Genomic DNA, 25,116 nt, shown 5'->3' with positions numbered 1-25,116 from the left:
AGTGATGCCCCCGAAACGCGGCGGGCATGTGACGCGAGCACCAAAGGCTCGCTCGCGACATCAGATATATACAGGAACAAAACCAGAAAAGACAGGCATTTGTTCAACACGAAACAGTGTGTCACGCTGAAGTGAACAACGCCAGTCAGGTTTTTTGATGGTTGATTTGAAGCTTGCCGGGCGGCGGATTCAAAGACTGCGAAAGCCGCCGACGAGTTCCTCCATGTCCCTCGGTATCGGTGCCTCGAACCTCATCGATAGATGGGTAGTCGGATGGCGAAATTCAAGGAGCCAGGCGTGCAAAGCTTGCCGGGAGAAGGCCTTGACCTGGCTTCTCAGCGGTTCGGGCAACCGGTTGGCCTTGGTGCGAAAGGCTTGGCCGTAATCGGGATCACCGAGCACCGGATGACCGATATGGGCCATGTGGACGCGGATCTGATGGGTGCGGCCGGTCTCCAGCCGGCATTCAACCAGACTTGCGGTTGCGAATTCCTTTTGGTTTTCGCCGAAGCGCTCCTGCACCGCAAAATGGGTGACGGCGTGGCGGGCATCGTCGCGTCCTTCGGGTACTACGGCGCGACGTACACGGTCGGCGGCGCGGCCGAGTGGGGCATCCACCGTTCCGGCCGGCCGCTGCGGTATGCCCCAGACCAGCGCCAGGTAGGCGCGCTCGAGATCGCCTGTCAGGCCGTGATCGGCAAAGGCCTCCGAAAGCGCCTTGTGGGCGCGGTCGGTCTTGGCCACGACCATGACGCCGCTGGTTTGCTTGTCGAGGCGATGAACGATGCCCGGCCGGCGCACGCCGCCGATGCCGGACAGGCTGTCGCCGCAATGATGGATCAGCGCATTGACCAGCGTGCCGGTCCAATTGCCGGCGCCGGGATGGACGACAAGCCCGGCGGGTTTGTTGATGACGATCAGTTCGTCATCTTCATAGAGGATATCGAGGGCGATGTTTTCCCCCTGTGGCTCCGCCGGTTCCGGCTCCGGCATGGCGACCGAGACAGTTTCGCCCGGCGACATCTTGCACTTGGTCTCGACAACGGCCTTGCCGTCGACCAAGACCGCGCCCTGCCTGATCAGCATCTGCACGCGGCTGCGCGACATTTCCGGGCCGAGCCTGCCTGCCAGCCACTGATCGATGCGCTGGCCGGCATCGTCGGCGCCGGCCACGAGCACGATCGGTTCTGCCTGCATGAATTGGTCCTCTATCAATCCGGGGGCCTCTTCGTTATGAGCGCTCATCGAGAATCGTTCCGGAATGTTTGCCATGGCCCGCCCCGCCGCCGACGAAGACGCCGTTGTTGAAGGCGGGGAAAAGCCGCTCAACCCCGAGATCGAAAAGGTGCGCGGCAGGCTCATCCGCTTCATGGCCATCAATCTCGGCCTGCTCTTGCTGGCCCTTATGGTGGTGATCGCGGCGATTGTCTACAAATCACGCAAGGCAGCGCCGGTGAGCCCGCCGCTGGCCGGCGACATCCAGGTGCCCGCCGGCGAACCGCTCAGCGGAGACATCGTGCTGCCGGTCGGCGCCAGGGTGGTCAGCCAGTCGCTATCCGGCAATCGCGTCTCGATCGAGGCCGAACTTGTCGATGGCAGCCGCACGATCTTCGTCTACGATATGGGCGAGCGGCGCATAATCGGCCGCTTCGCAATCCGCAACAAATGAAGCCCGGCGCGCAATGACCGGCTTTGCCGAAAACCGTCATATCGCCACCGTTGCGCTGGTCGTCGACAGCTATGACGAAGCAATCGACTGGTATGTCGAGCGAATGGGCTTTGTGCTCCTGGAGAATGTGGACCTTGGCGGCGGCAAGCGCTGGGTGACGGTCGCGCCGGCCAGCGGGCGCGGCGCGCGGCTGCTTCCGGCCGAGGCCTCCGACGAGGCACAAAGGAAGAGCATCGGCAACCAGACCGGCGGGCGGGTTTTTCTCTTCCTGGAAACCGACAACTTTGCCCGCGATCATGCGGCGATGGTGGCGAAGGGCGTCGAATTTCGCGAGCCACCGCGCTTGGAGCCCTACGGCACGGTGGCGGTTTTCGCCGATCTCCACGGCAATCTATGGGACCTGATCGAGCCAAAACGCTAGCAGCAGCCAGCTTTTTCTTGATCCCGGGAAAGCCGGCGGACCCCAGTTGCTTTTTCTCCGCCGCCAGCCTATATCGCCGGTTCTTGAACGCGCCCATCGTCTAGCGGTCAGGACACCGCCCTCTCACGGCGGGAACAGGGGTTCGATTCCCCTTGGGCGTACCAAGAAGGCGACGGCTCAGCCGTTGATGATCCCTCCAGCATCAAACAATGTTCAAGGCCTCCGCGGAAGCTTCGTCATATGCGCGCATATGACCGCATGGAGCGCTGGCAAAAGCCGGGCTCGGAGCTATGGCATGGCGGCTTCGATTAACGTTTCGTTTACCTATAATCTGTCTATTGGAGACAATTCACCCGCGACCACGGATGTACTGGCGCTGCGGTGAAAACAAAGGTCGGCCCACTGCCGGCCTTTTGTTTTTTGGCCGGCCGCTGCGGGCAGGGCTGCCTCCAATGCTTTCGGCAAGAGCTTTCGCCAAAGCATATTGCCCTTGCCATCTCCAGCCCTACCATCAATCCTGACGATCGCACGCGGGCGGCCGGAAGGGTCGACGGTGGAGGAATTGCAATGAAAAGAACCGCTGGAATGCTCCTGATTAGCGGCGCATTGGCGATTGGCGCCACCTGCCCGTCGGCTGCCGCCCAGCTCAACACGATGGACGAAGTCGGCACGGCGATCCAGGCATGCTGGACGCCGCCGGCGGATGCTGGAAATTCCATCGTCACTCTGAGCTTCAGCTTCAAGCGCGACGGCACGCTGCTTGGTCCGCCACGGCCGACCGCCGCCAAGGTGGCCGGCGACGACAAGGCGCGAAAGTCGTTCATCGACGCCGCAATGACCGCGGTGAAGAATTGCACGCCGCTCAGCCTTTCGCCGCAACTGGCGCAAGGGATTGCCGGCAACGTGTTCACCTTGCAATTCGTATCTCCCAAGATCGGCCAATAGCTGTTTTCCGCAACTCTCCGCGCAGGGCGCGCCGCGGCTTAATGCGCTAGAGCCGTTCGGCGTTCGGATCGCCGATCCCGCTTCAATTTTTTACGCAATCCTGACGGAAAACGTCTGCCAGCCAGCCGCTCAGGTAGCGACTACCACCAAACCATCTCGCCCAGCACCGCCTTCACCGGTCAGTGGCTGGTACGCCGCGCCTCGGCGTGCCGCGCCAGGTCGGGTGTCTCGAAGACGTAGTCGTTCCAAGCCGATTCCGGGATTTGCCCGGCCAGATAGCATTCCAGCAGCAGGTTTTGCTCGGCGCTCAGGGGCCTCGGATCAAGTCCCAGGGAATGAAAAAGATTTCTTGTCAGTTCCGATACCGTGACCTGGATCGACATCTGCGTTCTCCTTCGCGCTTCAACGCGAAAGGCCGGGCAAAGGTTTCAGGGCCCGTTTCCGGTAACGCCGGAGTGATTCGGCAGGCCTGCCAGCCGTCGGTCCGGCTGCATTGTTTTGCAGTTCGTCTCAACCTTGAAATAAAAATGCAATATTGAATTCACAGAGGTTCTTCTATTAAACTAAAGACAAGTCTCTCAATGCATGGAGACTAGAAAGATTAGATAAAACTCATTTAGCGAAAGCTTACCGAAGTCGAAAGAGTTGTCATTCCAGGTTCTCAGCAACAAGGACCGCGTCCTTCCGATGATCCGTTTCTGGTCCCCCATGATGATCGCGTTCGTCACCCTGACCGTGCTCGCGCTCGGCATGTCCAGTTCTTATGCCGACAGTTGCAGTGCAATAAGAAATCAGTTGTCTTCGGCCGGCCGTGGCGGCGGCACGAGCCCCGAGCTTGCCCAGTTGCACCGCCAGCTTGCCGCGATCCAAGGCATCGAGAGGCAGCGCAAGTGTACGGCGAAAAATTCCCTCGGTGGTTTCTTCAACGCATGCGCCGATCTTGCCAGGAACAGGAGCGAGGTGCAGCGCCAGATCGCTGCGGCCTCTAATTCAGGCCGGGACATGTCGGGGCTGCGGGCACGCTTTGTCGCGCTTGGCTGCGCGCCAGCGGCAAAGCGCGCGGCGGCGAAGACCCAATCGGTGTCTGCGGCGGCGCCAGCGGCGAGGGCAACGGGCGCCGGCAACGCGATGCTGTTCTGCGTGCGCCTTTCGGATGGATATTTCTTCCCAGCACCCAAGTCGCAGTTCGCCGGCAGCGACGATGTGAAGGATATGGCCGATCAATGCCGCTACATCTGCGACGAGCCGGGCGTCGACCTCTATACGCTCAGCGACGTCAGCCTCGAAACCGAAAAGATGGTCTCTCTCGACACGCGCAAGCCCTACACCGATCTGCCGACCGCATTCCGCTACCGCGACGACGTCAATTTCAAGGCATGTGACCTAAAACGCTACTACAGCAGGGTCGCCGAATTGAGGGCCCGAACGGTAACGCCCACAAACATGACCAATGCCATCATCCCCTTGCCGTCGGCCAAGCCGGACCTCGGCAGCGTCGCGGCAATTCCCGCGGCGGACGCCGAAGCCTCCGGGGCGGCCCAGCATCAGTCGATAGAGGCCGGCAAGCGGCCGGTGAGAATAGTCGGCCCGGCCTTCTTCCCAGCCGAATGATTATCCGCCCCGGGGGTAGGCGCCGGTTTCCCAGCCAATGTCAGTTTTGGGTGGCACCCATCAGTCGCAGACCATGCGAACCCTCTTTCCGGGTTCGCTGACATTCCTGCATGCCAGGGGCTTTTCCTCATCGGAGGACGGCGGAGGTGGCCTCGAAACTCTTGAAAGATGACGTCTCGGTGCGGCGCGCGGCGCGGGCCTGCGCTCGGAAAACCGGGTTGGCGGTTGTGGCGGCGCCGGAAAAGCGCCGTTTTCCATTCCGGACGGCCCGTATTCCACATTGGGCGGCGGCCGGTCCCAGAAACGCCGGGCATCGAGCGGGCGCGGAATGACGACGGTGCCGTCATAGCTGCGCGAACAGCCGCTGCCGAAAAGCAGCGCCGCGCTCAGCAAGCAAGGCACAATCCGTCCAAACATCAGCAACACCCCAATATTGGCTTATAGCGCGGCTTCGATCCGGCCGACAACCGGGCGCAATGGCGCAGGCCAGGGCCCGTCCGGTGCGCAACGGCTTGTTAAGGTTAGCGGATCGTTAATGCTTCTCGGGCACATTCCGCCGACGAACCGCGGAGGGAGGGTTCGGCCTTGGATTCGGGGTGGGGACGGCATGGCTGAAGCGAACGAGACAGCCGGCGTGCGCGGCGAGCGCGGGTCGGGCGAAATGACAGTGAACGACGCGGCCTCGTTCACCGCAGGCATGGATTTGGCCATGCTACGCCAGCTGGTCGAGACGGGCTCGGACTGGATCTGGGAGACCGATGCCGAGCTGCGCTTTTCCTGGCTTTCGCACAACTACCAGGCGGTCACGGGCATCGACCCGGCCGCCGTGCTCGGCCGCTTCCGTTTCGATTTCCTGAAGCAGGTCCTGAACGGCAACCGCAGCGCGGCAATGCATCTGGAGGATCTGCAGGCGCATCGGCCGTTCCGTGACTTTGTCTACGAACTGAAGGGAGGTCGCGCCGATTGCCGCTGGGTGCTGACCTCAGGCTTTCCACGCTTCGATGACGAGGGGAAATTCGCCGGCTATCGTGGCATTGGACGCAATGTCACGGGATTGGCCGTCGCCTTCGAAGAACTGGAGCAGAAGCAGCAAGGAGAGGCGTCTTCGGGAGGCCTTCCCGACCTTCGCACGATGGTCGATTCGATGCCGATCGGGATCATGGTCCTCGACGCCGACCTGCGCGCCGAAGTGATCAACCAGGCCTTCTACAATTTGTGGAAAATCGATCCCCAGCGCGCCGGGATCGGCTCGGGCTTCCGCGAGTTGATGGAGGCCAGCCGCGCCGCCGATTCCTACGGCGCCGACGACGTTGCCTGGCAGCGTCATACCGCCGAGCGCGAGGCCGAGATCAGGGCCGGCGTCGCCGGCTCGAGACAATTGCCGCGCAATGACGGGCGTACCCTGGTTGCGTCGCTGGCCCCGCTGGCCGGCGGCAAGCGGCTCATCTCCTATGTCGATGTCACCGACATGAAGGATCGCGAGGCCGAGCTGGCCGACGCGCTGGAAAAGGCGCGACTGGCGGAAGCGGTGATCAACGGCGTCAAGGATCCGATCTTCGTCAAGGATGACGATCTGCGCTTCGTCTTCGTCAACGAGGCGTTTGCGGGCCTGTTCGGCCAGACGCCGCAAACCATGCTTGGCAAGCCCGGCGGCAATTTTCTCGCGCCGGCCGAGGTTGCGCTGTTCGAGAAAAGCGAGCGCGAGGTGCTGGCGACCGGGCGGCCTTACGAGGTGGAGGAAAGCTTCGAGGTCGACGGCGTCAACCGCTCGCGCGTCGTCAGGAAGAACCGCGTTAGAATGGTAAGCGGCCGCAACTACGTGGCCGGCTTCCTCTTCGACGTCTCGGACATGAAGGGCCGTGAGACCGAGGCGCAGGACGCCCGCAAACACCTGGCCAGCGTGCTGGAATCGCTGCCGGCCGCCGTGATCATCTACGACCGCGAGGACAATTTCGTTTTCGCCAACCGCAAGATGCAGGACACGCTGCCGGCGTTGAAGCCGGCGTGGCAGCCCGGCCGCACCTTCCGCGACGCGCTGGCACTCGGTCATTCGGCTGGCTATTTCCGCTCGAGCGGCGATCCGCGGGTCGATGCGCTCTATGATGGCGATCTCGATGGCTGGCTGGACAGCATCCTCGCCCGTTACCACCTGCCATACTCATCCTTCGAACGTCTCAATCCCGACGGCCGCTGGTATCAGGTTTATGACATGCGCACCGATGACGGCACGTTCATCGGCGTGCGCGTCGACATCTCCGAGATCAAGAGCCGCGAAAAGGCGCTGCACGATTCGATGCGGCAGATCGACCTGTTCCGGCACGTGCTGGACGAACTGCCCGTGGCCGCCTTCATCAAGGCGCAGGACCTCAGCATCGAGTTCGTCAACAAGGCCTGGTGCGCGATCACCGGGCTCGCCAAGGAAGACGTTATCGGCCGCACCGATCGGCAGCTGTTCGGCGACGGGGATGGAGAAAGCTACAGCCTGGACGATACCGAGGTTGCCCTCACGGGCAGCGTCAGGGAGGTCGAGGAGCCCGTCACCCATCGCGACGGCACGGTGCGGCAGTTGATGACGCGCAAGAGCCGGCTGGTGGCGCTGGACGGATCGGTGCATCTGGTCGGCTCCAGCACCGACATCACCGAGGTCAAGGCGCGCGAGCGGGCGCTGGAAGAAAGCATGCGCGAGAACGAGGTATTCCGCAGCCTGATCGACAACGTGCCGGTGTCGATCTATGCCAAACGCTCCGATCTCAGGCAATTCTACGTCAACAAGGGCTGGTGCGATCTCACCGGCTTCAGCAAGCAGGACGCGATCGGCAAGACCGATATCGAAATTTTCGGGCCCGACGGCGAAGCCTTCGTCAATGGCGACCTCGCGGTGCTGCGCAGCGGCGAAACCCAGGAGGTCGAGGAGACGGTGATGCTCCCGGACGGCAGCGTGCGCCACCAGTTCGCCCGCAAGGGCGCGATGATCGCGTCCGACGGGTCGCTCTACCTGATCGGGTCGACCACCGACATCACCGAATTGAAGCTGCGCGAGGCGGAACTGCGCGAGGCGCGCCAGCGCGCCATACTTGCCGACCGCGCCAAGTCGGAATTCCTCGCCAATATGAGCCATGAGATTCGCACCCCGATGAACGGCGTGCTGGGCATGGCCGAACTCCTGGCCAAATCCGATCTCGATCCGAAGCAGAAGACCTTCACCGACATCATCGTCAAATCGGGCAACGCGCTGCTCACCATCATCAACGATATCCTGGATTTCTCCAAGATCGATGCCGGCCAGCTGGTGCTCGATCCCGCCCCCTTCAATCTCGCCGAGGCGATCGAGGACGTGGCGACGCTGGTGTCGACGCGGGCCAAGGAAAAGGACCTCGAGCTCATCGTGCGCATCGAGCCTGGGCTCGAAAGCCTGTTCATCGGCGATGTCGGCCGCATCCGGCAGATCGTCACCAACCTGCTCGGCAATGCGGTGAAGTTCACCGAAGAAGGCCATGTGCTCGTCGACGTCACCGGCGAAAGTGTGCCGGACGGAACCAGGCTGACGATCTCGGTCACCGACACCGGGATCGGCATCCCTGAGGAAAAGCTGAAACAGGTGTTCGAGAAATTCAGCCAGGTCGACACCTCCTCGACGAGGCGGCATGAGGGCACTGGGCTCGGGCTCGCGATCACCTCGCGGCTGGTCGAATTGATGGGCGGCGACATCGGCGTGGAAAGCGCCGAAGGCAAGGGGTCGACCTTCTGGTTCACGGTCACGCTGCCCAGGGCCGGACAACAGAACGCGCAGCGCATCATGCCGGTGGACGTGACCGGCGCGCGGGTGCTGATCGTCGACGACAATGCCGTCAACCGCGCCATCCTGACCGAGCAGATGACGTCATGGACCTTCGATTCCTGCGCGGCCGAGAGCGGCGCCGAGGGACTGAAAGTGCTGATCGCGGCCGCCGCCTACGGCGTGCCGGTCGATTGCGTCGTGCTCGATTATCAGATGCCCGAGATGAGCGGTGCCGAGATGGCAGGTGTCGTGCGCAACACCGCCGGGCTTGCCGACACGCCGATCATCATGCTGACCTCCGTCGACCAGTCGCTGGCCAACACCAGTTACCGCGATCTCGGCATTGATGCCCAACTCATCAAGCCCGCACGCTCCTCGGTGCTCCTGGAAACGCTGGTCGCCACCATCCAGCGGCATCGCCACGCCACGGATGTCGCCCGGCCGCTTGCTGTCGAGGGAGGCGGCGGGAACAATCCACAGTCACCGCCACCGGCGGCAGGGCAACGCGCGTTGCTGCAGCCGCCGCCGGTCAGGCCTCGGCTTGCCGCGACTGGCGGCGAGCAGCGGCTGGACATCCTCGTGGCCGAGGACAATGAGGTCAACCAGATGGTCTTCACCCAGATCCTCGGCGAGACCGGCTACGGTTTCGAGATCGTCGGCAATGGCCGCAAGGCGCTGGACGCTTTCGGCAGGCTCAATCCGTGCATGATCCTGATGGACGTCTCGATGCCGGAGATGAACGGGCTCGAGGCAACCGCCGCCATCCGCCGGCTGGAAGAGGAAACCGGCACGCATGTGCCGATCGTCGGGGTCACCGCGCATGCGCTCAAGGGCGATCGCGAACGCTGCCTGGACGCCGGCATGGATGACTATCTGCCCAAGCCGATCAGCCCCAGGGCCCTGCTCGAAAAGGTCGAGCGCTGGGTCGGCGCCGGTCGCCAGGCCCGGCGCAACGCGGGATAGACTTTGCGCCTTCGGCCGGATTGCGGCGAGAATCACCCGGGGCCGGCTGCAGCCCTTCGAGCAAGACTATGGTGCGATCGCACCATATCAAAGCCGGCGTCCAGCCGGGACAATGACGGCATCGAATTTCCGCTCTCTCTTGAGTTACGGGCGGGAGCAGCGACCGCCAGTATGAAGCAGCGTCAATCTACCCCAACGGACCTGTTTTTGGCGATGGCCCGGCCAAGACATCCTCTGGCCTCGAGCAACGCGCTCCCGTCCGGCTTTTCTTCGATCAGCGATCCATGCCGAATCCGATGGCTGTTTGGGTGGCCGGATCGCGCAAGTCCCTGATTCCCGAAGGCAAACCGGCGCCATGCCGCAGCCGCTAATCGCCATCGCCTTTCCAAGCGCCGGCGACGCGTTACCGGGCTGACACGAAACTGTCATGCGACTGTTATAATCGAACGCTATTGCCCTCAGCGGGCGCTGGCAAGGAATGGCGCCGAGAGACCATCTTCCGAACAGGAGCAGGCCATATGAGACATTTCATCCGCTCGGCGGCCGTTGCGATCGCAATGGCTGCGGCGTCCACCCTCACCCTTTCCGCGGCAATGGCAGCTGACATCTCCGGTGCCGGCGCCACCTTCCCTTACCCGATCTATGCGAAGTGGGCCGATGCCTACAAGAAGGAGACCGGCATCGGTCTCAACTACCAGTCGATCGGCTCGGGCGGCGGCATCAAGCAGATCAAAGCCAAGACCGTCACCTTCGGCGCTTCCGATGCGCCGCTGAAGGGCGAGGATCTCGAATCCACCGGACTTGCACAGTTCCCGATGGTGATGGGCGGCATCGTTCCGGTCGTCAATCTCGAAGGCATCAAGCCGGGCGAACTGGTGCTCGACGGCCCGACGCTGGCCGATATCTTCGTCGGCAAGATCACCAACTGGAATGACGCGGCGATCGCCAAGCTCAATCCCGACGTCAAGCTTCCCGACCAGGCGATCGCCGTCGTGCATCGCTCCGACGGTTCGGGCACCACGTTCAACTTCAGCTACTACCTGGCCGACGTCAGCGCCGACTGGAAGTCGAAGGTCGGCGTCAACACCGCGCTCGAATGGCCGGTTGGCATCGGCGCCAAGGGCAATGAAGGCGTCGCCAACAACGTCTCGCAGACCGGTGGCTCGATCGGCTATGTCGAATACGCCTACGCCAAGCAGAACAAGTTGACCTATGCCGACATGATCAACAAGGACGGCAAGAAGGTCGAGCCGACGGCGGCGGCGTTCTCGGCGGCGGCGGCCAATGCCGACTGGAGCTCGCAGCCTGGTTACGGCGTCATCCTGGCCAACCAGCCGGGCGCCGAATCCTGGCCGATGACGTCGGCGACCTGGATCCTGGTCTACAAGAAGCCCGGCGACGTGGCGGCGACCGGTGAAGCGCTCAAGTTCTTCGCCTGGTCCTACGCCAAGGGCGACGACATGGCCGGGGCGCTGGACTACGTTCCGATCCCCGACGCGGTCGTCAAGAGCGTCGAGGACATGTGGGCCAAGGACATCGTCGGCGAAGACGGCAAGCCGCTCTATTCCGCCATGTAATCCCTGCTGAACGAGGAGGGCGCTTCACGGCGCCCTCCCTGTCTTCCTTGAAACGCGAGGGCCAGATGACCGCCGTCTCCGAAGCCATGCCATCGTCGGCCGCCATGCGGGCCAGGGAAGCCACGGTCCGACGCTTCGCGCTCACCGATACGATTTTCCGGACGGCGACACGCTTTTCCGCCATCCTCGTCCTGCTCATCCTCGGCGGCGTGGCGATTTCGCTGTTTGCCGGCTCGTGGGAAGCGCTGTCGAAATTCGGGTTCTCCTTCCTGACGACCGAATCGTGGAACCCGGTCACCGAGAATTTCGGAGCGCTGGCCCCGATCTACGGAACCATCGTCACCGCCGCCATCGCTATCCTGATCGCCGTTCCCATCGGCATCGGCATCGCCATCTTCCTTACCGAACTCTGCCCGCGGCCACTCCGGCGCCCCATCGGCATCGCCGTCGAGCTGCTTGCCGGCATACCCTCCATCATCTACGGCATCTGGGGCCTGTTCGTGTTCGCGCCGTTCCTGCAGACGACGGTGCAGCCCTTCATCATCAAGCTTTTCCACGACGTGCCGGGACTCTCCAGCCTGTTTGCCGGCCCGCCCTACGGCATCGGCCTTCTGACCTCGGCGCTGATCCTTGCCATCATGGTCCTGCCCTTCATCACCTCGATCACCAAGGATGTCTTCGACACGGTGCCGGCGGTGCTGAAGGAATCGGCCTACGGCATCGGCTGCACGACCTGGGAGGTCACGCGCCGCGTCGTCATCCCCTATACCCGCGTCGGCATCATGGGCGGCGTCATGCTCGGCCTCGGCCGCGCGCTCGGCGAAACCATGGCGGTAACCTTCGTCATCGGCAACGCCCACCGCATCAGCGCCTCGCTGTTCGCGCCCGGCACGACGATCTCGGCGACCATCGCCAACGAGTTCACCGAAGCCGACGGCGATCTCTATACGTCTTCGCTGGTGGCGCTCGGCCTGATCCTGTTCGTCATCACTTTCCTGATCCTTGCCCTTGCGCGCTACATGCTGCTGCGCATGGACAGCCGCACGGGAGCCTGACCGATGTCGACGGCCACATCGCTTCACAATCGACGCAAGCGCAGGAATGCCGTGATGATGACGCTATGCGTCGCGGCGGCGGGCATCGGCCTGGCCTGGCTGGCGCTGATCCTCGGCGCACTGCTCTATAAGGGCCTGTCGGGTGTTTCGCTCTCTGTGTTCACCGAAATGACACCGCCGCCCGGCGATGCCGGCGGCCTGCTCAATGCCATCTACGGCAGTATCATGATGACAGTCATCGCCGTCATCGTCGGCACGCCGATCGGTGTCCTCGCTGGGACCTACATGGCCGAATATGGCCGCTTCTCGCGCCTCACCACCGTCGTGCGCTTCATCAACGACATCCTGCTGTCGGCACCCTCGATCATCGTCGGCCTGTTCGTCTACGAGCTGCTGGTGCGGCCGATGGGACATTTCTCGGCGATTGCCGGTGCCGTCGCACTGGCCATCCTGGTCATCCCGGTCGTCGTTCGCACCACGGAGGACATGCTCAACCTGGTGCCGAACGCCCTGCGCGAGGCCGGCGCCGCGATCGGCGCGCCGCGCTGGGTGGTCATCCGCTCGGTCGCCTACCGTGCGGCGCTGTCGGGCATCGTCACCGGCATATTGCTGGCCATCGCCCGCATTTCCGGCGAGACGGCGCCGCTGCTCTTCACGGCACTCAACAACCAGTTCTGGTCGAGCAATCTCAACGCCCCAATGGCCAGCCTGCCCGTCACCATCTTCCAGTTCGCTCTCAGCCCCTACGAGGAATGGCAGCAGCTGGCGTGGACCGGCGCACTCATAATCACCCTTACGGTTCTCGGGCTGAGCATCTTCGCCCGCAGCCTTACCGGACGCAGAGAGGACAGATGAAACCGATGTTGTCCACCGAGTTGAATACGCCCGAAGTCGCGGTCGAGAAAGCCAAGATCGAGGTCAAGGGCCTCAATTTCTACTATGGCCAGTCGAAGGCGCTGAAGGATATCAGCCTGTCGCTGCCCGAGCGCAGCGTCACCGCCTTCATCGGGCCTTCGGGCTGCGGGAAGTCGACGCTGCTGCGCGTCTTCAACCGCATCTACGAGCTTTACCCGAGGCAGAGCGCCGAGGGCCAGGTGCTGCTCGACGGCCAGAATATCCTCGACCGCTCGCAGGATCTCAACCTGCTCAGGACCAAGATCGGCATGGTGTTCCAGAAGCCGACGCCGTTCCCGATGTCGATCTACGAGAACATCGCCTTCGGCGTCAGGCTCTATGAGAAGCTCAGCAAGGCGGAGATGGACGGCCGTGTCGAGCAGGCGCTGAAGCGCGCGGCACTGTGGAGCGAGGTCAAGGACAAGCTCAACGCCAGCGGCCTCAGCCTTTCGGGCGGCCAGCAGCAGCGCCTCTGCATCGCCCGCACGGTGGCGGTGAAGCCGGAGGTCATCCTGCTCGACGAGCCTGCCTCGGCGCTCGATCCGCTGTCGACCGCCAAGATCGAGGAGCTGATCGACGAGTTGCAGGCCGATTATACGATCGTCATCGTCACCCACAACATGCAGCAGGCGGCGCGCGTGTCGAAGCAGACCGCCTTCATGTATCTGGGCGAGCTGGTCGAGTTCGACCGCACCGAGAAGATCTTCACGTCGCCCCGCGAGAAGCGCACGCAGGACTATATCACCGGCCGCTTCGGCTGATCCCAGGCATACGAGGACCAAGATCATGGCCGAACACACAGTCGCAGCCTTTGACGAAGATCTCGGACAGATCAGCAGGCTGATCCGCGACATGGGCGATCTCGCCTCATCGATGGTCGGCGGCGCGACCAAGGCGCTCCTGAATTCCGACAACGCGCTCGCCCAGCGCGTCGTCTCCGACGACGCGATCATGGATGCGCGCCAGCGCGAACTCGACGACCGCGCCATCACCCTGATCGCCAAGCGGCAGCCCATGGCGGACGATCTGCGCCATGTCGTCGGCTCGATCCGCATGGCGGGCGATCTCGAACGCATCGGCGATCTCGCCAAGAACATCGCCAAGCGCGTCGGCACCGTCGGCCTTGCCGCCACGCCGCGCGACCTGTCGCACTCCATCGACGCCATGGCGCAGCTTGTGCTGATCCAGGTGCAAGGCGTGATCGAGGAGTATGCGGCGCGCGATGCCGCGGCACTTGCGAAGCTGCGCGCCGACGATGAACGCATCGACGTCAAATACACGTCGGTCTTCCGCGAGCTGCTGACCTACATGATGGAGGATCCGCGCAACATCACCGCCTGCACGCATCTTTTGTTCTGCGCCAAGAATCTCGAGCGCATCGGCGATCACGTGACCAACATTGCCGAAAATGCCTATTATGTGCTGACCGGCACGCAATTGCCCGCCAATCGCCCGAAGCAGGACGAGACGGCGATGTCGGCGCCAGCGGCTTGACGGCAGGGGTGACCAGTCGATGATCGCGCCACGCATCATGGTGGTGGAGGACGAGGAGCCGCTGGGTGTGCTGCTCCGTTACAATCTGGAATCGGAGGGTTATCAGGTAGAGGTGGTGACGCGCGGCGACGAAGCCGAGATCCGCTTGCAGGAGAATGTCCCTGACCTTCTTGTGCTCGACTGGATGGTGCCGGCGGTGTCCGGCATCGAGCTCTGCCGCCGTCTCCGCATGCGGCCCGATACCGAGCGGCTGCCGATCATCATGCTGACGGCGCGCGGCGAGGAAAGCGACCGGGTGCGCGGTCTCTCCACCGGCGCCGACGACTATCTGGTCAAGCCGTTCTCAACGCCGGAATTCATGGCACGCGTCAAGGCGCTGCTGCGCCGCGCCAAGCCCGAAGTTCTGTCCAGCGTGCTCAAGGTCGGCGACATCGTGCTCGACCGTGAATCGCACCGGGTCTACCGCAAGAAAAGCGAGATCCGGCTCGGGCCGACCGAGTTCCGCCTGCTCGAATTCATGATGCGACATCCCGGCCGCGTGTTCTCGCGCAGCCAACTGCTCGACAATGTCTGGGGCGAAACGATCTATATCGACGAGCGCACCGTGGACGTGCATGTCGGCCGGCTGCGCAAGGCGGTCAACAACGGCCGCATGCCTGACGTTATCCGCACCATTCGGGGCGCGGGGTACGCGATCCGCGAAGACTAGGGATATGTCACGCAACGTTCTCGCCTATGCCTGATTTCGCCTGTGCCCCCGGCGCGAAAATTTCCTGGTCGACGAAGGTCAGCGCGCGCATGGCGCAGCCCTCGCGGATCAGCGGCAGTTCGTTCGGCTCGGTGTCGAAGGAAATCGATTTCGAGTGCTGGCCGCCGGCGGTCTGGGCAATGGCCTCGCGCAGAGCCGGCTCGATCAGGTCGAAGGCGGCGGCGCTGACGCCGACCATGGCGACCGGCGCCGGATCGATCAGGGCGAACAGGCTGCCAAGGCCGTAACCCAGCGCCTCGCCGGCCTTGCGGTAGGCTTCGCGCTCCGGCCCGTCCTTTTCGCGCGCCGAGGCCGCCAGGGTGCGCATGTCGGCGTCGCTGACGTCGACGGGCTGGGTGTCCTCGCCAAGCTGCCTCGCGTTGCGCCAAATGGCATAGTTGCCGGCATAGGCCTCGACGCAGCCGCGCCGCCCGCAGCGGCAGAGCGCCCCGCCGGGGCGATGGATCATGTGGCCGAACTCGCCTCCGGATGAATGGGTGCCGGTGAACAGTTCACCCTTCAGCACCAAGCCCATGCCGATGCCGTGCGACAAAAGTATGGCGATGAAGTCGTCGCGGTAGCGCTGGGGATCGCGCCAGCGCAGCGCCACCGCCATCATGTTGCAATCGTTCTCCATGGTGGCGGGAATGCCGAACTCGGCCTCCAGTATGTCGGCGAAGGCGATGTCGGTCTGCGGCGTGATCGGCGACCACAGCATGGCGCGCGCATCCGTGTCGGTGATGCCCTGGATCGCCAGCGCGATACGGGCGATGCTGCCGACGTCGAGGTCGGGATCCTCGAACCGCCGCCTGACGATGGCCACGCATTCGCCGATCAGCGCCTCGCGCGACAGGGTCAGCGTGTCCAGCCGGCGCTGCTCCTCAGATATCACCTGGCCGGCATAGTCGATGACTGCGACGGAGAGGAAATTCAGCGACAGCACAACGGTCATCACCGCCGCGGCTTCAGGGTTGAGGCTGAGGCCGACCTGCGGCCGACCGCGTTTCAGCGCACCGGCCTCGCTCGGCTTGCTCTGCGCCAGGATGCCTTCGCCAATCAGGTCGGAGGAGATCGCCGATATGGTGGAATGGCTGAGCCCGGTGGTCGCGGCAATCTCGGTGCGCGAGGGCTGCCCGGCACGGCGCACGGCCGCGATCACCATCGCCCGGTTGCGTCGGCGCAAATCGTCGTGGCGGATTCCGACCGACATGTTTCTCGCATCCTCCCCGTCGCCGCGTTCTCTCCCCAGGATCCCGACGACCGTCAAATACTGGCAGAACCGGCCTTGGCTGTCATTATTTATTCCGGAGCTCGAAAAAAATTCACGAGGACATCAAAATACATCAGAATCGACGTTGACAGCGTTCCGACGATGGACCAGTGTTTTTTCGAGGCTCGAAAAAATAGAGCCTTTGTGCCGGCCTACGGGCCTGTTTGGTCGCGCCATACGCGGCGCAGGGAGGATTAAGATGAAGAGATTCACAGCCGCCATCCTGGCGGGTGTCGCCATGTCGCTGACGCTCGCGTCGGTCGCGCAGGCGAAGGACAAGGTCATCGGCGTTTCCTGGTCGAACTTCCAGGAAGAGCGCTGGAAGACCGACGAGGCCGCCATGAAGAAGGCGATCGAAGCCGCCGGCGACAAGTATATTTCCGCCGACGCCCAGTCCAATCCCGGCAAGCAGCTCACCGACGTCGAGAGCCTGATCTCCCAGGGCGCCAATTCGCTGATCATCCTGGCGCAGGACGCCTCCGCCATCGGCCCGGCGGTGCAGAAGGCGCTCGACGAAGGCATTCCGGTCGTCGGCTATGACCGCCTGATCGAGAACAAGGACGTCTTCTATCTGACCTTCGACAACAAGGAAGTCGGCCGCATGCAGGCCCGCGAAGTGTTCAAGGTGAAGCCGGAAGGCAACTACGTCTTCATCAAGGGCTCGGGTGCCGATCCGAATGCCGATTTCCTGTTCTCGGGCTCCATGGAAGTGCTCAAGGACGCCATCGACAGCGGCAAGATCAAGAATGTCGGCGAAGCCTATACGGATGGCTGGCTGCCGGCCAACGCGCAGAAGAACATGGAGCAGTTCCTGACCGCCAACGACAACAAGGTCGACGCGGTGGTCGCGGCCAATGACGGCACTGCCGGCGGCGTCGTCGCGGCGCTGACGGCTCAAGGCCTGGCCGGTACCGTTCCGGTCTCGGGCCAGGACGGCGACCACGCGGCGCTGAACCGCATCGCGCTCGGCACGCAGACCGTGTCGGTGTGGAAGGACGCGCGTGAACTCGGCAAGAATGCCGCCGAGATCGCCTCGCAGCTGGCCGACGGCAAGAAGATGACCGATATCGCCGGCGTCAAGGACTTCACAACGCCCGGTGGGAACACCGTCAAATCGCTGTTCCTCACCCCGGTTGCGATCACCAAGGACAATCTCAACGTCGTCATCGACGCCGGCTGGATCAAGAAAGACGAGGTCTGTGCCGGCGTCGCGGCGGGCAGCGTAGCGGCCTGCAACTGATCTTCCATTTCATGCGATGAACGCCGCGGCTGCCAAGCCGCGGCGTTTTTTCAAGAAAATTTGTTTTTCCGCCCCGGGCGGGTAACTTCTAGGCTGGCTTCCGTCATCCCGCATCGGACGGGCAGGCCGGTGGGAGAAAATCATGACCGATACGACGTCCAACCCGCAGGCCGACACCGCGCGTGCGTCGGAACTCGGCGCCGTCGCCCGGTTCCTTAAGGCGACCGAGATCGACACGCGCATGCTCGGCATGATCGGCGCGCTGCTGCTGATCTGGATCGGGTTGCATGTCTTGTCCAGCCTGCGTCTCGGCGTCAATCCGCTCGATTTCGACAGCCGTACCTTTCTCACGCCGCGCAATCTGTGGAACCTGTCGGTGCAGACCTCGGCCGTCGCCATCATGGCCTGCGGCATGGTGCTGGTCATCGTCATGCGCAATATCGATCTGTCCGTCGGTTCCGCCGAAGGGTTGATCGGCATGGTCATGGGCTTCGCCCAGGTGCATTTCCTAGTGCGCTTCGTCGGGCTTGAGCTTGGCAACCCATGGATCTGGGTGCTGGCGCTGGTCATCGGCCTGGTGCTCGGTCTGTTGATCGGCGCCTTCCAGGGCTTTGTCATCGCCTATCTCGAAGTGCCGGCCTTTATCGTGACGCTGGGCGGGCTTCTGGTCTGGCGCGGTGCGGCATGGTGGGTTACCAGCGGCCAGACGGTGGCGCCGCTCAACGCGACGTTCCAGCTGATGGGCGGCGGCCCGGCCGGATCGATCGGCGCGACCTGGAGCTGGGTGGTCGGTATCGCCGCCTGCCTTGCGGTGGTGCTTGCGCTGTTCAACGGGCGGGTACAGCGCAAGCGCTTCCGTTTCCCGCTGCGTCCGATCTGGGCCGAGACGCTGATCGGCGTGCTGACCTGCGCCGTCATCATGGGCGCGGTTTGGCTGGCCAATTCCTATCCGTGGCCAGTCGGCATCGTGAACAGATATGCAGCCGCCAACAACATAACCGTGCCCGAGGGCGGCCTGTTCATCGCCCACGGCATCGCCATACCGGTGCTGATGGCCATCGCCGTCGGGCTGGTCATGACCTTCATCACCAAACGCACCCGTTTTGGTCGCTATGTCTTTGCCATTGGCGGCAATCCGGAAGCAGCCAACCTCGCCGGCATCAATACACGCTGGATCACGATGAAAGTGTTCATGATCATGGGCGTGCTGGCCACGATCGCCGCCGCGATCTCGTCAGCCCGGCAGAACTCGGCCACCAACGTGCTCGGAACGCTCGATGAATTGCTGGTGATCGCGGCGGCCGTCATCGGCGGCACATCGCTCGCCGGCGGTTCGGGAACAATCATCGGCGCCATGCTGGGCGCGCTTTTGATGCAGTCGCTGCAATCCGGCATGGTGCTGCTTGGCGTCGACTCGCCGCTGCAGAGCATCGTCGTCGGCGCCGTGCTGGTCATCGCGGTGTGGCTCGACACCGTCTATCGCAAACGCGTTTGAGGGAGGAGGACAATCATGGCTGACAGGATCGCTCCCGCCGGCAACCCGCTGGTCGACATGCGCAACATCTCAATCGCGTTCGGCGGCATTCGCGCCGTCGACGATGCCTCGATCGATCTTTTCCCCGGCGAGGTCGTGGCCCTGCTCGGCCATAACGGCGCCGGCAAGTCGACACTGATCAAGATCCTGTCGGGCGCCTACAAGCGTGACGCGGGCCAAATCTTCGTCAACGGCGAAGAGGCTTCGATCTCCAACCCGCGCGATGCCAAGAAATACGGCATCGAGACGATCTACCAGACCCTGGCGCTCGCCGACAATGTCGACGCCGCCGCCAACCTGTTCCTCGGCCGCGAGCTGAGGACCGCCTGGGGCACGCTCGATGACGTCGCCATGGAGGCCGAGGCGCGCAAGGTGATGGGCAGGCTCAATCCCCGCTTCCAGCGCTTCAAGGAGCCGGTGATCAAGCTGTCGGGCGGACAGCGGCAGTCGGTGGCGATCGCACGCGCGATCCTGTTCAACGCCCGCATCCTGATCATGGACGAGCCGACGGCAGCACTTGGACCGCAGGAAACGGCCCAGGTCGGGGAACTGGTCAGGCAGCTCAAGTCCGACGGCATCGGCATCTTCCTGATCAGCCATGACATTCACGACGTATTCGAACTGGCCGACCGGGTGTGCGTCATGAAAAACGGCCAGGTCGTCGGCACTGCCCGCACCACCGATGTGACCCAGGACGAGGTGCTGGGCATGATCATCCTGGGCAAATGTCCGCCTGGCGCCATTCCCGGACCAGGCGCGTTGAAGATCGCTGCCTGAAGCCTGCTGGCCTGAGCCCGTTACCGATCTGCCGATCAGGTGATATGCCAGCCGGCGGGATGGCTTGGCCTTGCCATTGTGTTGACCGGGCGACTTGCCCATAAAGGGCTCACATGCTGATAGGCCGCATTATCCGTTGAAGAAGCTTTTTCCAATCGTCGCTTTCGTTGCCGTTGCGCTGATCAGCATGACAATGGCGGGGTTCGCCTATTTCGCGACGCAAGAGGCGGCTCGCATCAAGTTCGACGCGACCGCGGACGATGCGCTCAACCGTATCGAGAGCCGGATCGACCTGCAGCTGTCGCTGCTGCGCTCGTCGCAAGCCTTGTTCGACGCCCGCAATGGCGACATCTCGCAGAGCGAGTTCAAAGCGTTCTTCAATGCCCTCAATGTCGATACCAATTTCGCCGGCCTGCGCGGCATCGGCTTTCTCCGGCTGGTGAAAGCAGGCGACGAGGCGACGGTCGAGCGCGACATGCTGCATGACCAGGGCACCAGGCGTGCGATCTATCCGGACACCACCCAGCCATGGCGGACGCCCGTTGTGCTGTTCGAGCCGCTCGACCCGTCCAATAAGGCCAGCATCGGCTATGACATGTTCACCGAGCCCGTGCGGCGCGCGGCAATCGAGAAGGCAATGGCAGATGACCAGCAGCACGCGAGCGGGCTGGTGCAACTCGGCCAGGACACGGGTGCAGCACAGACCTTCACCGGCTTTCTCGTCTTCGTGCGGCTCAACGTCGAGACCGCACCTGATGCCATAAACGCATCGCGATCCTCGACGGTAGGCTTTCTCTACGCGGCCTTCCGGGCCAGGGAGTTGTTCCAGATCGCGCTCAGCCGCGCGCCGCTGCTGCCGGTCAACACCGAAATCTACGATGGCGGCGTCGATCCGGATCATTTGCTGTTCCGGTCGGAGACGCCGCCCGTGTCGGGCTTTGGCGACAGGCTGTTGGTCACCCGCAAGATCAGCGTGGCGGGCCGTCCGTGGACCGTGCAGTTCAGGCCGACAAGCGCCTTCTCGCAGCCATCGTCGCGGGCCATCCCAGTCATGCTCGGCCTGTTCGGGTTGCTGCTGGCCGGCGCCATCGCGCTTGTCGCGCGCTATCAGGAGCGAGCCTACGAGGCAGCATCGCTGCTGCATGAGACGACGGAAAAGAGCCTGCTCGAAAAGGATTTGATGCTGCAGGAGATGAAGCATCGCATCAAGAATTCGATCACGCGAGTGCTGGCGATCGCGCGCCAGACCGCGTCACGTGCCAGCGACGTCAATGAGTTCTCGGCATCTTTCTCGGCCCGGCTACAGGCAATGGCCGCGTCCCAGGACATGCTGACGCGCTCGCGCTGGCAGAAGGCGGATCTCGGCGATCTCCTGCGCATCGAGCTTGGCCAAGTGTTCGGAAAGGAGCTGCCGGAAGAGCTTTTGTCCGGGCCGGAGGTGCTGCTTGACGAAACCACGACGCAGGCACTGGGCCTCACCTTCCACGAACTGGCAACGAATGCGCTGAAATATGGCGAGGCCGGCAATACGGTCGGCGCCCTCAGGATCGAATGGTCGGTCGAAGGGCGCGGGCGTGACCGGGTCTTGGCTCTGAGCTGGCAGGAAACCGGGCAGAAGAAGGTCGACGCCCCGGCCACGACCGGCTTCGGCACCAAATTGATCGACCTCAATGTCACGCGTGAGCTGCGTGGCACGATCCACCGCGATTATCGCGATGACGGATTGAATGTGGAAATCAGGATTCCGCTGCCGGCGTGAAGGCCATCGGGCCTTGGCGGAATCGCTCCAGGCTTCACGCGGCGGCCAATAAATTGCCGCGCCGCTGCCGGGTTCGCGAATGAGCCCGGCAGCGCGCGATTCAAGTTGCTCGGAGCGGTTCAGCGTCGATAGATCGCCGATCCGCTCCTTGCTCGCAATTCCGGCGGGAAAACCGCTCCGCGCTTTTCCCGCCCGAATTGCCTTAGTTGCAGCGAGCCGTGTAGATGCGACCCCGATGATCGCGATACTGGCAGTATCCATTGCGCAGGTTGCGGACCAGCAGGCCGGAGCCGGCACCGACGGCCGCGCCGATCAGCGCGCCCTTGCCGCCGCCGACCAAGCCGCCCACGCCGGCGCCGATCAAGCCGCCGCCGACGACATCCTGCTCGGTCGAGGTACAGCCGCTGACGGCGACCACGGCAGCCATGGCAATAAGAATTTTCCGCATAGGGTCACTCCTCACTTCGTGTCCTCACTTTAATAAGCTCCAGCCGTCACTTAGCATGAAAAAACGACCTTTGCTGCTCCAATTTATTGTTGGTGAAGAGAGTCTTTTTCTGGGCGCAGCTTTCCGATGCCTCGGCCGCCGAAAAACCCGAGCGATGTGCGCGCGCGAACGTGGGGGCGGGATCAGGCCAGCTGGGACAGGGCGATCAGGACAATTGCCGCGGCCAACGCCGGAGCGACGATGGGCAGGATGCCATGAGCAACCGGCGATGCCGTGGATGTCTCGGGATCCTGGAATTCGCTCATCGAAATGCGAGCGGCCTGCTCGAGTCTGTTGATATCGGCGACCGTCAAGGCGCTCCTCCCCACTATGCTGCGGCAAAGCCCTCGAAAGCATGCTCGTCGGCTCGGCAGTTCCATCGGTATCTGGCAAAAACAGCATCTGCTTCTATGGTGAACAGCCGGTTAAAAAATGGCGGTCGCCTACTCCGTCTCGAAATTGCCGTGCGGAACAACGAGATGGTATTCGAGGCGACCATCCGCGATCTCGAGGCGCGCCGTTCCGTTCAGGGAAGAGGGCACTACGCGTTCCAGTGCGACGCTGCCGAAGCGCTTTTTGCCCTCTTGGTTGCTGTCGGTTCCTATGGTTTCGGCCCAGGTCAGCGACAGGGCAATGTCGCCATCGGCGGCGGTGTCGAGGACGGCGGTCACTTCGACGAAGCCCTCCGGCCGCGACAGGGCGCCATAGCTGACCGAGTTGACGGCCAGTTCATGCATCGCAAGGCCGATATGCAGCGCGGCGTTGGGGTTGAGGTAAGGATTTGCGCCGCGGAAGCGAAGGCTGTGCGACGCGTCCGTCCCGTAGCGGCCGACCTGACCGGCGACGAGTTCGCGAAGGGCAGCACCGCGCCAGTTGGAGGAGGTTACCAAATCCTGGGAGGAGGCCAGCGACTGGAGCCGGCCGCGAAAGCGGGTCAGGAAATCGCCGATGCTGTCGGAATAGCGTCCCGTCTGGGTGGCGATGCTCTGGATGATTGCCAGCAAATTCTTCGAGCGGTGCGTGACTTCGCGCAACAGCGTCGTCAGCGTCTGTTCGCGGCGTCGCTGCTCGGTCGTCTCGACCATGGTGGTGACGACACCTTGCACGTCGCCGGCCTCGCCATGGTCGGCGTCGATCCAGACCTGAAACCAGCGCATGCCGTCCTCCATCGGGACGCCGATCTCGAGGCGCTGCGGATCGCCGCTTGCGACGACGTTGCGCTTGGCAGCGCCAATGCGGTCGGCCTGTGCCGGCGGCAGGATGCCGTCGCCCTCGCTGCTGTCGGCGGCCCAGGGCGCACGCATGTTCCGCGCCCAGACCGTTTTCATGTCGCGGTCCTGGTAGAGGACGGAAATGCCGGCATTGTGCAGTGCATGGAGAAGCGCCCGGCCAAGTTGCATGCCGCTTTCGGCGGGATGCAGGGCGATGACCTCGTCGCCCCGCTCGTTCTTCTTGGTATCTCGAGCCCTGGAACGCATCCGACCTGTTCACCCAACTCAGGCTGAACGGCTCACCGTCCAATGGGTTCCAAGGCAGGTTTTACGGGAACCAGACGCCCAAAAGCGGTCCGCCGGGCGGCGTCCTTGTGGGACACCACCCGGCGGTGGCTGGAAACCGTTTGAGGGGTGCGGCTTCCAGTGTTCGCCTGATAACTCTCAGGCCCGTCTGAACAGGCCGGCGAGAAGCGAAATGATGAGGAAAGCGAGAAAGATGAAGAACAATATCTGCGCTATCCCGGCAGATGTACCGGCAATGCCGCCGAAACCAAGCGCGCCGGCGATGATTGCCACGACAAGAAATACGAGCGCCCAGTAAAGCATGGTTCCATCTCCTTCCAACTATGTGAGAAAAACGTGGGTGGATGCGGTTTGTTCCACTTTTCGCCGAAAAAGACGATCCCCCCACGCACCATCGTGGCGCGGAAAAGCAAGGCGCGGCCAGCGGCACCTTCCGGCTGGTCGCGCCCTGCTTTTGCGCGCGTTTGCGGCGACTTCAGTTGCGCATCGCTATGCGGCTGCTTTCGCCTGCCGGTCGAAGAACAGAGCCTGGCTGATCAACGCCTTGACCATGTCCGGGTTGAACGGCTTCGTCACCAGGAAAGCCGGTTCGGGCCGCTCGCCGGTCAGGAGACGCTCGGGAAAGGCGGTGATGAAGATCACCGGCACGGAAGTCGACGACAGAATCTCGTTCACCGCCTCGATGCCCGAGCTGCCGTCGGCGAGTTGGATGTCCGCGAGCACCATCTTCGGCCGCGTCTTGCCGAACATCGTCACCGCTTCGGCATGGGTGCGGGCGGTGCCGACGACCCGATGGCCCAGGCTCTCGACCATCTCCTCTATGTCCATGGCGATGAGCGGTTCATCCTCGATGATCAGCACGTCGGTCGCCACCTGGCGGGAAATCTCGTTGCTCGCCTGGGCAAGCAGTTCTGAGAATTCCTGTTCGCCGACGCCAAGAATTTCGGCCGCCTCATCCTCGCTGAAACCCTCGACGGCCACCAGAAGGAAGGCCTGGCGGGGAAGCGGCGCGATCGCATTGAGATTGGCCGCAGCGCGCTGTTCCCATGCCGATTGCGCCTGTTCTTGTGGAACGCGGATGGCGACGGACGTGAACAGTTTGGCGAAGACCTTGTACAGCGCGATTCGCTCGCTGGATGCCTCGGGAAAAATGTCGACATCGGCGATGATGGCCTCGAGCATCGCGGCAACCAGCGCGTCGCCGCTCTCCTGCGATCCCGATACGGCACGCGAGAAGCGGCGCAGGAACGGCAGGTGCGGAGCGATGGTGGCGGATAAACTCATGACGGACGTCTCCCTCAGATGACGTGATTGACTAAAAATGCAGGTCAAGCCCCATTGCAAGCCCCAACGACACAAACGCTGGCTTTCGCAAAA

The 25,116-nt window shown here is 63.1% G+C and carries 23 protein-coding genes and 1 tRNA gene; 16 read left to right on the top strand and 8 right to left on the bottom strand.

The genetic code is table 11. The annotated features are described in order from the left end of the window. Positions 1–189: 189 nt before the first annotated feature. Positions 190–1,245 carry an RluA family pseudouridine synthase gene (locus LB541_RS23935; RefSeq protein ID WP_140517878.1) on the bottom strand — a complete coding sequence of 352 codons (1,056 nt, stop codon included), beginning with the start codon at positions 1,243–1,245 and terminating at the stop codon, positions 190–192. A gap of 25 nt (positions 1,246–1,270) precedes the next feature. Here LB541_RS23935 and LB541_RS23930 point away from each other — a divergent pair, with 25 nt between their 5' ends. The 4 genes from LB541_RS23930 (at position 1,271) to LB541_RS23915 (ending at position 3,035) form a co-directional block, all read left to right on the top strand. After that, positions 1,271–1,669, top strand: a complete 399-nt coding sequence (locus LB541_RS23930; RefSeq protein ID WP_140517879.1) for a fimbrial protein — start codon at positions 1,271–1,273, stop codon at positions 1,667–1,669. Between the two features lie 13 nt (positions 1,670–1,682). Then, positions 1,683–2,090, top strand: a complete 408-nt coding sequence (locus LB541_RS23925) for a VOC family protein (protein ID WP_140625023.1) — start codon at positions 1,683–1,685, stop codon at positions 2,088–2,090. An 89-nt stretch (positions 2,091–2,179) separates the two neighbouring features. Next, positions 2,180–2,254: transfer RNA gene (locus LB541_RS23920), tRNA-Glu, on the top strand. A gap of 403 nt (positions 2,255–2,657) precedes the next feature. Continuing rightward, positions 2,658–3,035 carry a hypothetical protein gene (locus tag LB541_RS23915; RefSeq protein WP_140500560.1) on the top strand — a complete coding sequence of 126 codons (378 nt, stop codon included), beginning with the start codon at positions 2,658–2,660 and terminating at the stop codon, positions 3,033–3,035. A gap of 179 nt (positions 3,036–3,214) precedes the next feature. Here LB541_RS23915 and LB541_RS23910 read toward each other — a convergent pair whose 3' ends face one another. Next, entirely contained in the window at positions 3,215–3,418 is a 204-nt protein-coding gene (locus tag LB541_RS23910) for a hypothetical protein (protein ID WP_140500562.1), read from the bottom strand. 304 nt (positions 3,419–3,722) lie between these two features. On the opposite strand from LB541_RS23910, the gene LB541_RS23905 reads away from it, so the two are divergent. From LB541_RS23905 to phoB, 8 genes are all read left to right on the top strand, one after another. Further along, positions 3,723–4,646, top strand: coding sequence for a DUF2865 domain-containing protein (locus LB541_RS23905; protein ID WP_140525468.1), 924 nt, complete (start codon positions 3,723–3,725; stop codon positions 4,644–4,646). 607 nt (positions 4,647–5,253) lie between these two features. Next, a complete protein-coding gene (locus LB541_RS23900; protein WP_224619767.1) occupies positions 5,254–9,387 on the top strand; it encodes a PAS domain-containing protein in 4,134 nt (1,377 codons plus the stop codon). 518 nt (positions 9,388–9,905) lie between these two features. Beyond that, entirely contained in the window at positions 9,906–10,964 is a 1,059-nt protein-coding gene (gene pstS, locus LB541_RS23895) for a phosphate ABC transporter substrate-binding protein PstS (RefSeq protein ID WP_140517885.1), read from the top strand. 65 nt (positions 10,965–11,029) lie between these two features. After that, positions 11,030–12,019, top strand: coding sequence for a phosphate ABC transporter permease subunit PstC (gene pstC / locus LB541_RS23890; protein WP_140517886.1), 990 nt, complete (start codon positions 11,030–11,032; stop codon positions 12,017–12,019). 3 nt (positions 12,020–12,022) lie between these two features. Next, positions 12,023–12,874: a phosphate ABC transporter permease PstA gene (gene pstA, locus LB541_RS23885; RefSeq protein WP_140517887.1), complete on the top strand. Its 852-nt coding sequence runs from the start codon at positions 12,023–12,025 to the stop codon at positions 12,872–12,874. Then, entirely contained in the window at positions 12,871–13,674 is an 804-nt protein-coding gene (pstB, locus tag LB541_RS23880) for a phosphate ABC transporter ATP-binding protein PstB (protein WP_140500574.1), read from the top strand. Before pstA ends, pstB begins: the two co-directional genes overlap by 4 nt. Before the next feature lie 25 nt (positions 13,675–13,699). Beyond that, entirely contained in the window at positions 13,700–14,407 is a 708-nt protein-coding gene (gene phoU, locus LB541_RS23875) for a phosphate signaling complex protein PhoU (protein ID WP_140500575.1), read from the top strand. A gap of 19 nt (positions 14,408–14,426) precedes the next feature. Beyond that, positions 14,427–15,116, top strand: a complete 690-nt coding sequence (gene phoB / locus LB541_RS23870; RefSeq protein ID WP_140584490.1) for a phosphate regulon transcriptional regulator PhoB — start codon at positions 14,427–14,429, stop codon at positions 15,114–15,116. A gap of 7 nt (positions 15,117–15,123) precedes the next feature. Here phoB and LB541_RS23865 read toward each other — a convergent pair whose 3' ends face one another. Then, complete coding sequence (locus LB541_RS23865; RefSeq protein ID WP_140561570.1) at positions 15,124–16,365, bottom strand: ROK family protein; 1,242 nt, start codon at positions 16,363–16,365, stop codon at positions 15,124–15,126. A gap of 259 nt (positions 16,366–16,624) precedes the next feature. Here LB541_RS23865 and xylF point away from each other — a divergent pair, with 259 nt between their 5' ends. The 4 genes from xylF (at position 16,625) to LB541_RS23845 (ending at position 21,735) form a co-directional block, all read left to right on the top strand. Continuing rightward, positions 16,625–17,665: a D-xylose ABC transporter substrate-binding protein gene (gene xylF / locus LB541_RS23860; protein WP_140500579.1), complete on the top strand. Its 1,041-nt coding sequence runs from the start codon at positions 16,625–16,627 to the stop codon at positions 17,663–17,665. Positions 17,666–17,807: 142 nt separating this feature from the next. Then, entirely contained in the window at positions 17,808–19,160 is a 1,353-nt protein-coding gene (locus LB541_RS23855; protein WP_140500580.1) for a sugar ABC transporter permease, read from the top strand. A gap of 15 nt (positions 19,161–19,175) precedes the next feature. Beyond that, a complete protein-coding gene (locus tag LB541_RS23850) occupies positions 19,176–19,976 on the top strand; it encodes an ATP-binding cassette domain-containing protein (protein WP_140500582.1) in 801 nt (266 codons plus the stop codon). Between the two features lie 136 nt (positions 19,977–20,112). Continuing rightward, entirely contained in the window at positions 20,113–21,735 is a 1,623-nt protein-coding gene (locus LB541_RS23845; protein ID WP_140666450.1) for a CHASE domain-containing protein, read from the top strand. A 202-nt stretch (positions 21,736–21,937) separates the two neighbouring features. Here LB541_RS23845 and LB541_RS23840 read toward each other — a convergent pair whose 3' ends face one another. The 5 genes from LB541_RS23840 to LB541_RS23820 all read right to left on the bottom strand — a co-directional run bounded on the left by LB541_RS23840 (position 21,938) and on the right by LB541_RS23820 (position 25,023). Continuing rightward, the gene (locus tag LB541_RS23840; RefSeq protein ID WP_140500585.1) at positions 21,938–22,183 is read right to left on the bottom strand and encodes a YMGG-like glycine zipper-containing protein; all 246 of its coding nucleotides are present in this window, start codon (positions 22,181–22,183) and stop codon (positions 21,938–21,940) included. Between the two features lie 182 nt (positions 22,184–22,365). Further along, complete coding sequence (locus tag LB541_RS23835; protein WP_181167424.1) at positions 22,366–22,536, bottom strand: hypothetical protein; 171 nt, start codon at positions 22,534–22,536, stop codon at positions 22,366–22,368. Positions 22,537–22,665: 129 nt separating this feature from the next. After that, the gene (locus LB541_RS23830) at positions 22,666–23,700 is read right to left on the bottom strand and encodes a sensor histidine kinase (protein WP_224619765.1); all 1,035 of its coding nucleotides are present in this window, start codon (positions 23,698–23,700) and stop codon (positions 22,666–22,668) included. Between the two features lie 177 nt (positions 23,701–23,877). Beyond that, positions 23,878–24,042: a DUF1328 domain-containing protein gene (locus tag LB541_RS23825; protein WP_006203859.1), complete on the bottom strand. Its 165-nt coding sequence runs from the start codon at positions 24,040–24,042 to the stop codon at positions 23,878–23,880. A 186-nt stretch (positions 24,043–24,228) separates the two neighbouring features. Next, positions 24,229–25,023, bottom strand: a complete 795-nt coding sequence (locus tag LB541_RS23820; protein ID WP_140558431.1) for a response regulator — start codon at positions 25,021–25,023, stop codon at positions 24,229–24,231. Positions 25,024–25,116 lie beyond the last annotated feature (93 nt).

The sequence above is a fragment of the Mesorhizobium sp. BR1-1-15 genome (genome assembly GCF_020165475.1).
GTDB lineage: Bacteria > Pseudomonadota > Alphaproteobacteria > Rhizobiales > Rhizobiaceae > Mesorhizobium.
Note: the sequence above shows the minus strand (reverse complement) of the source record. Positions and strands in the feature narration are given on the sequence as shown.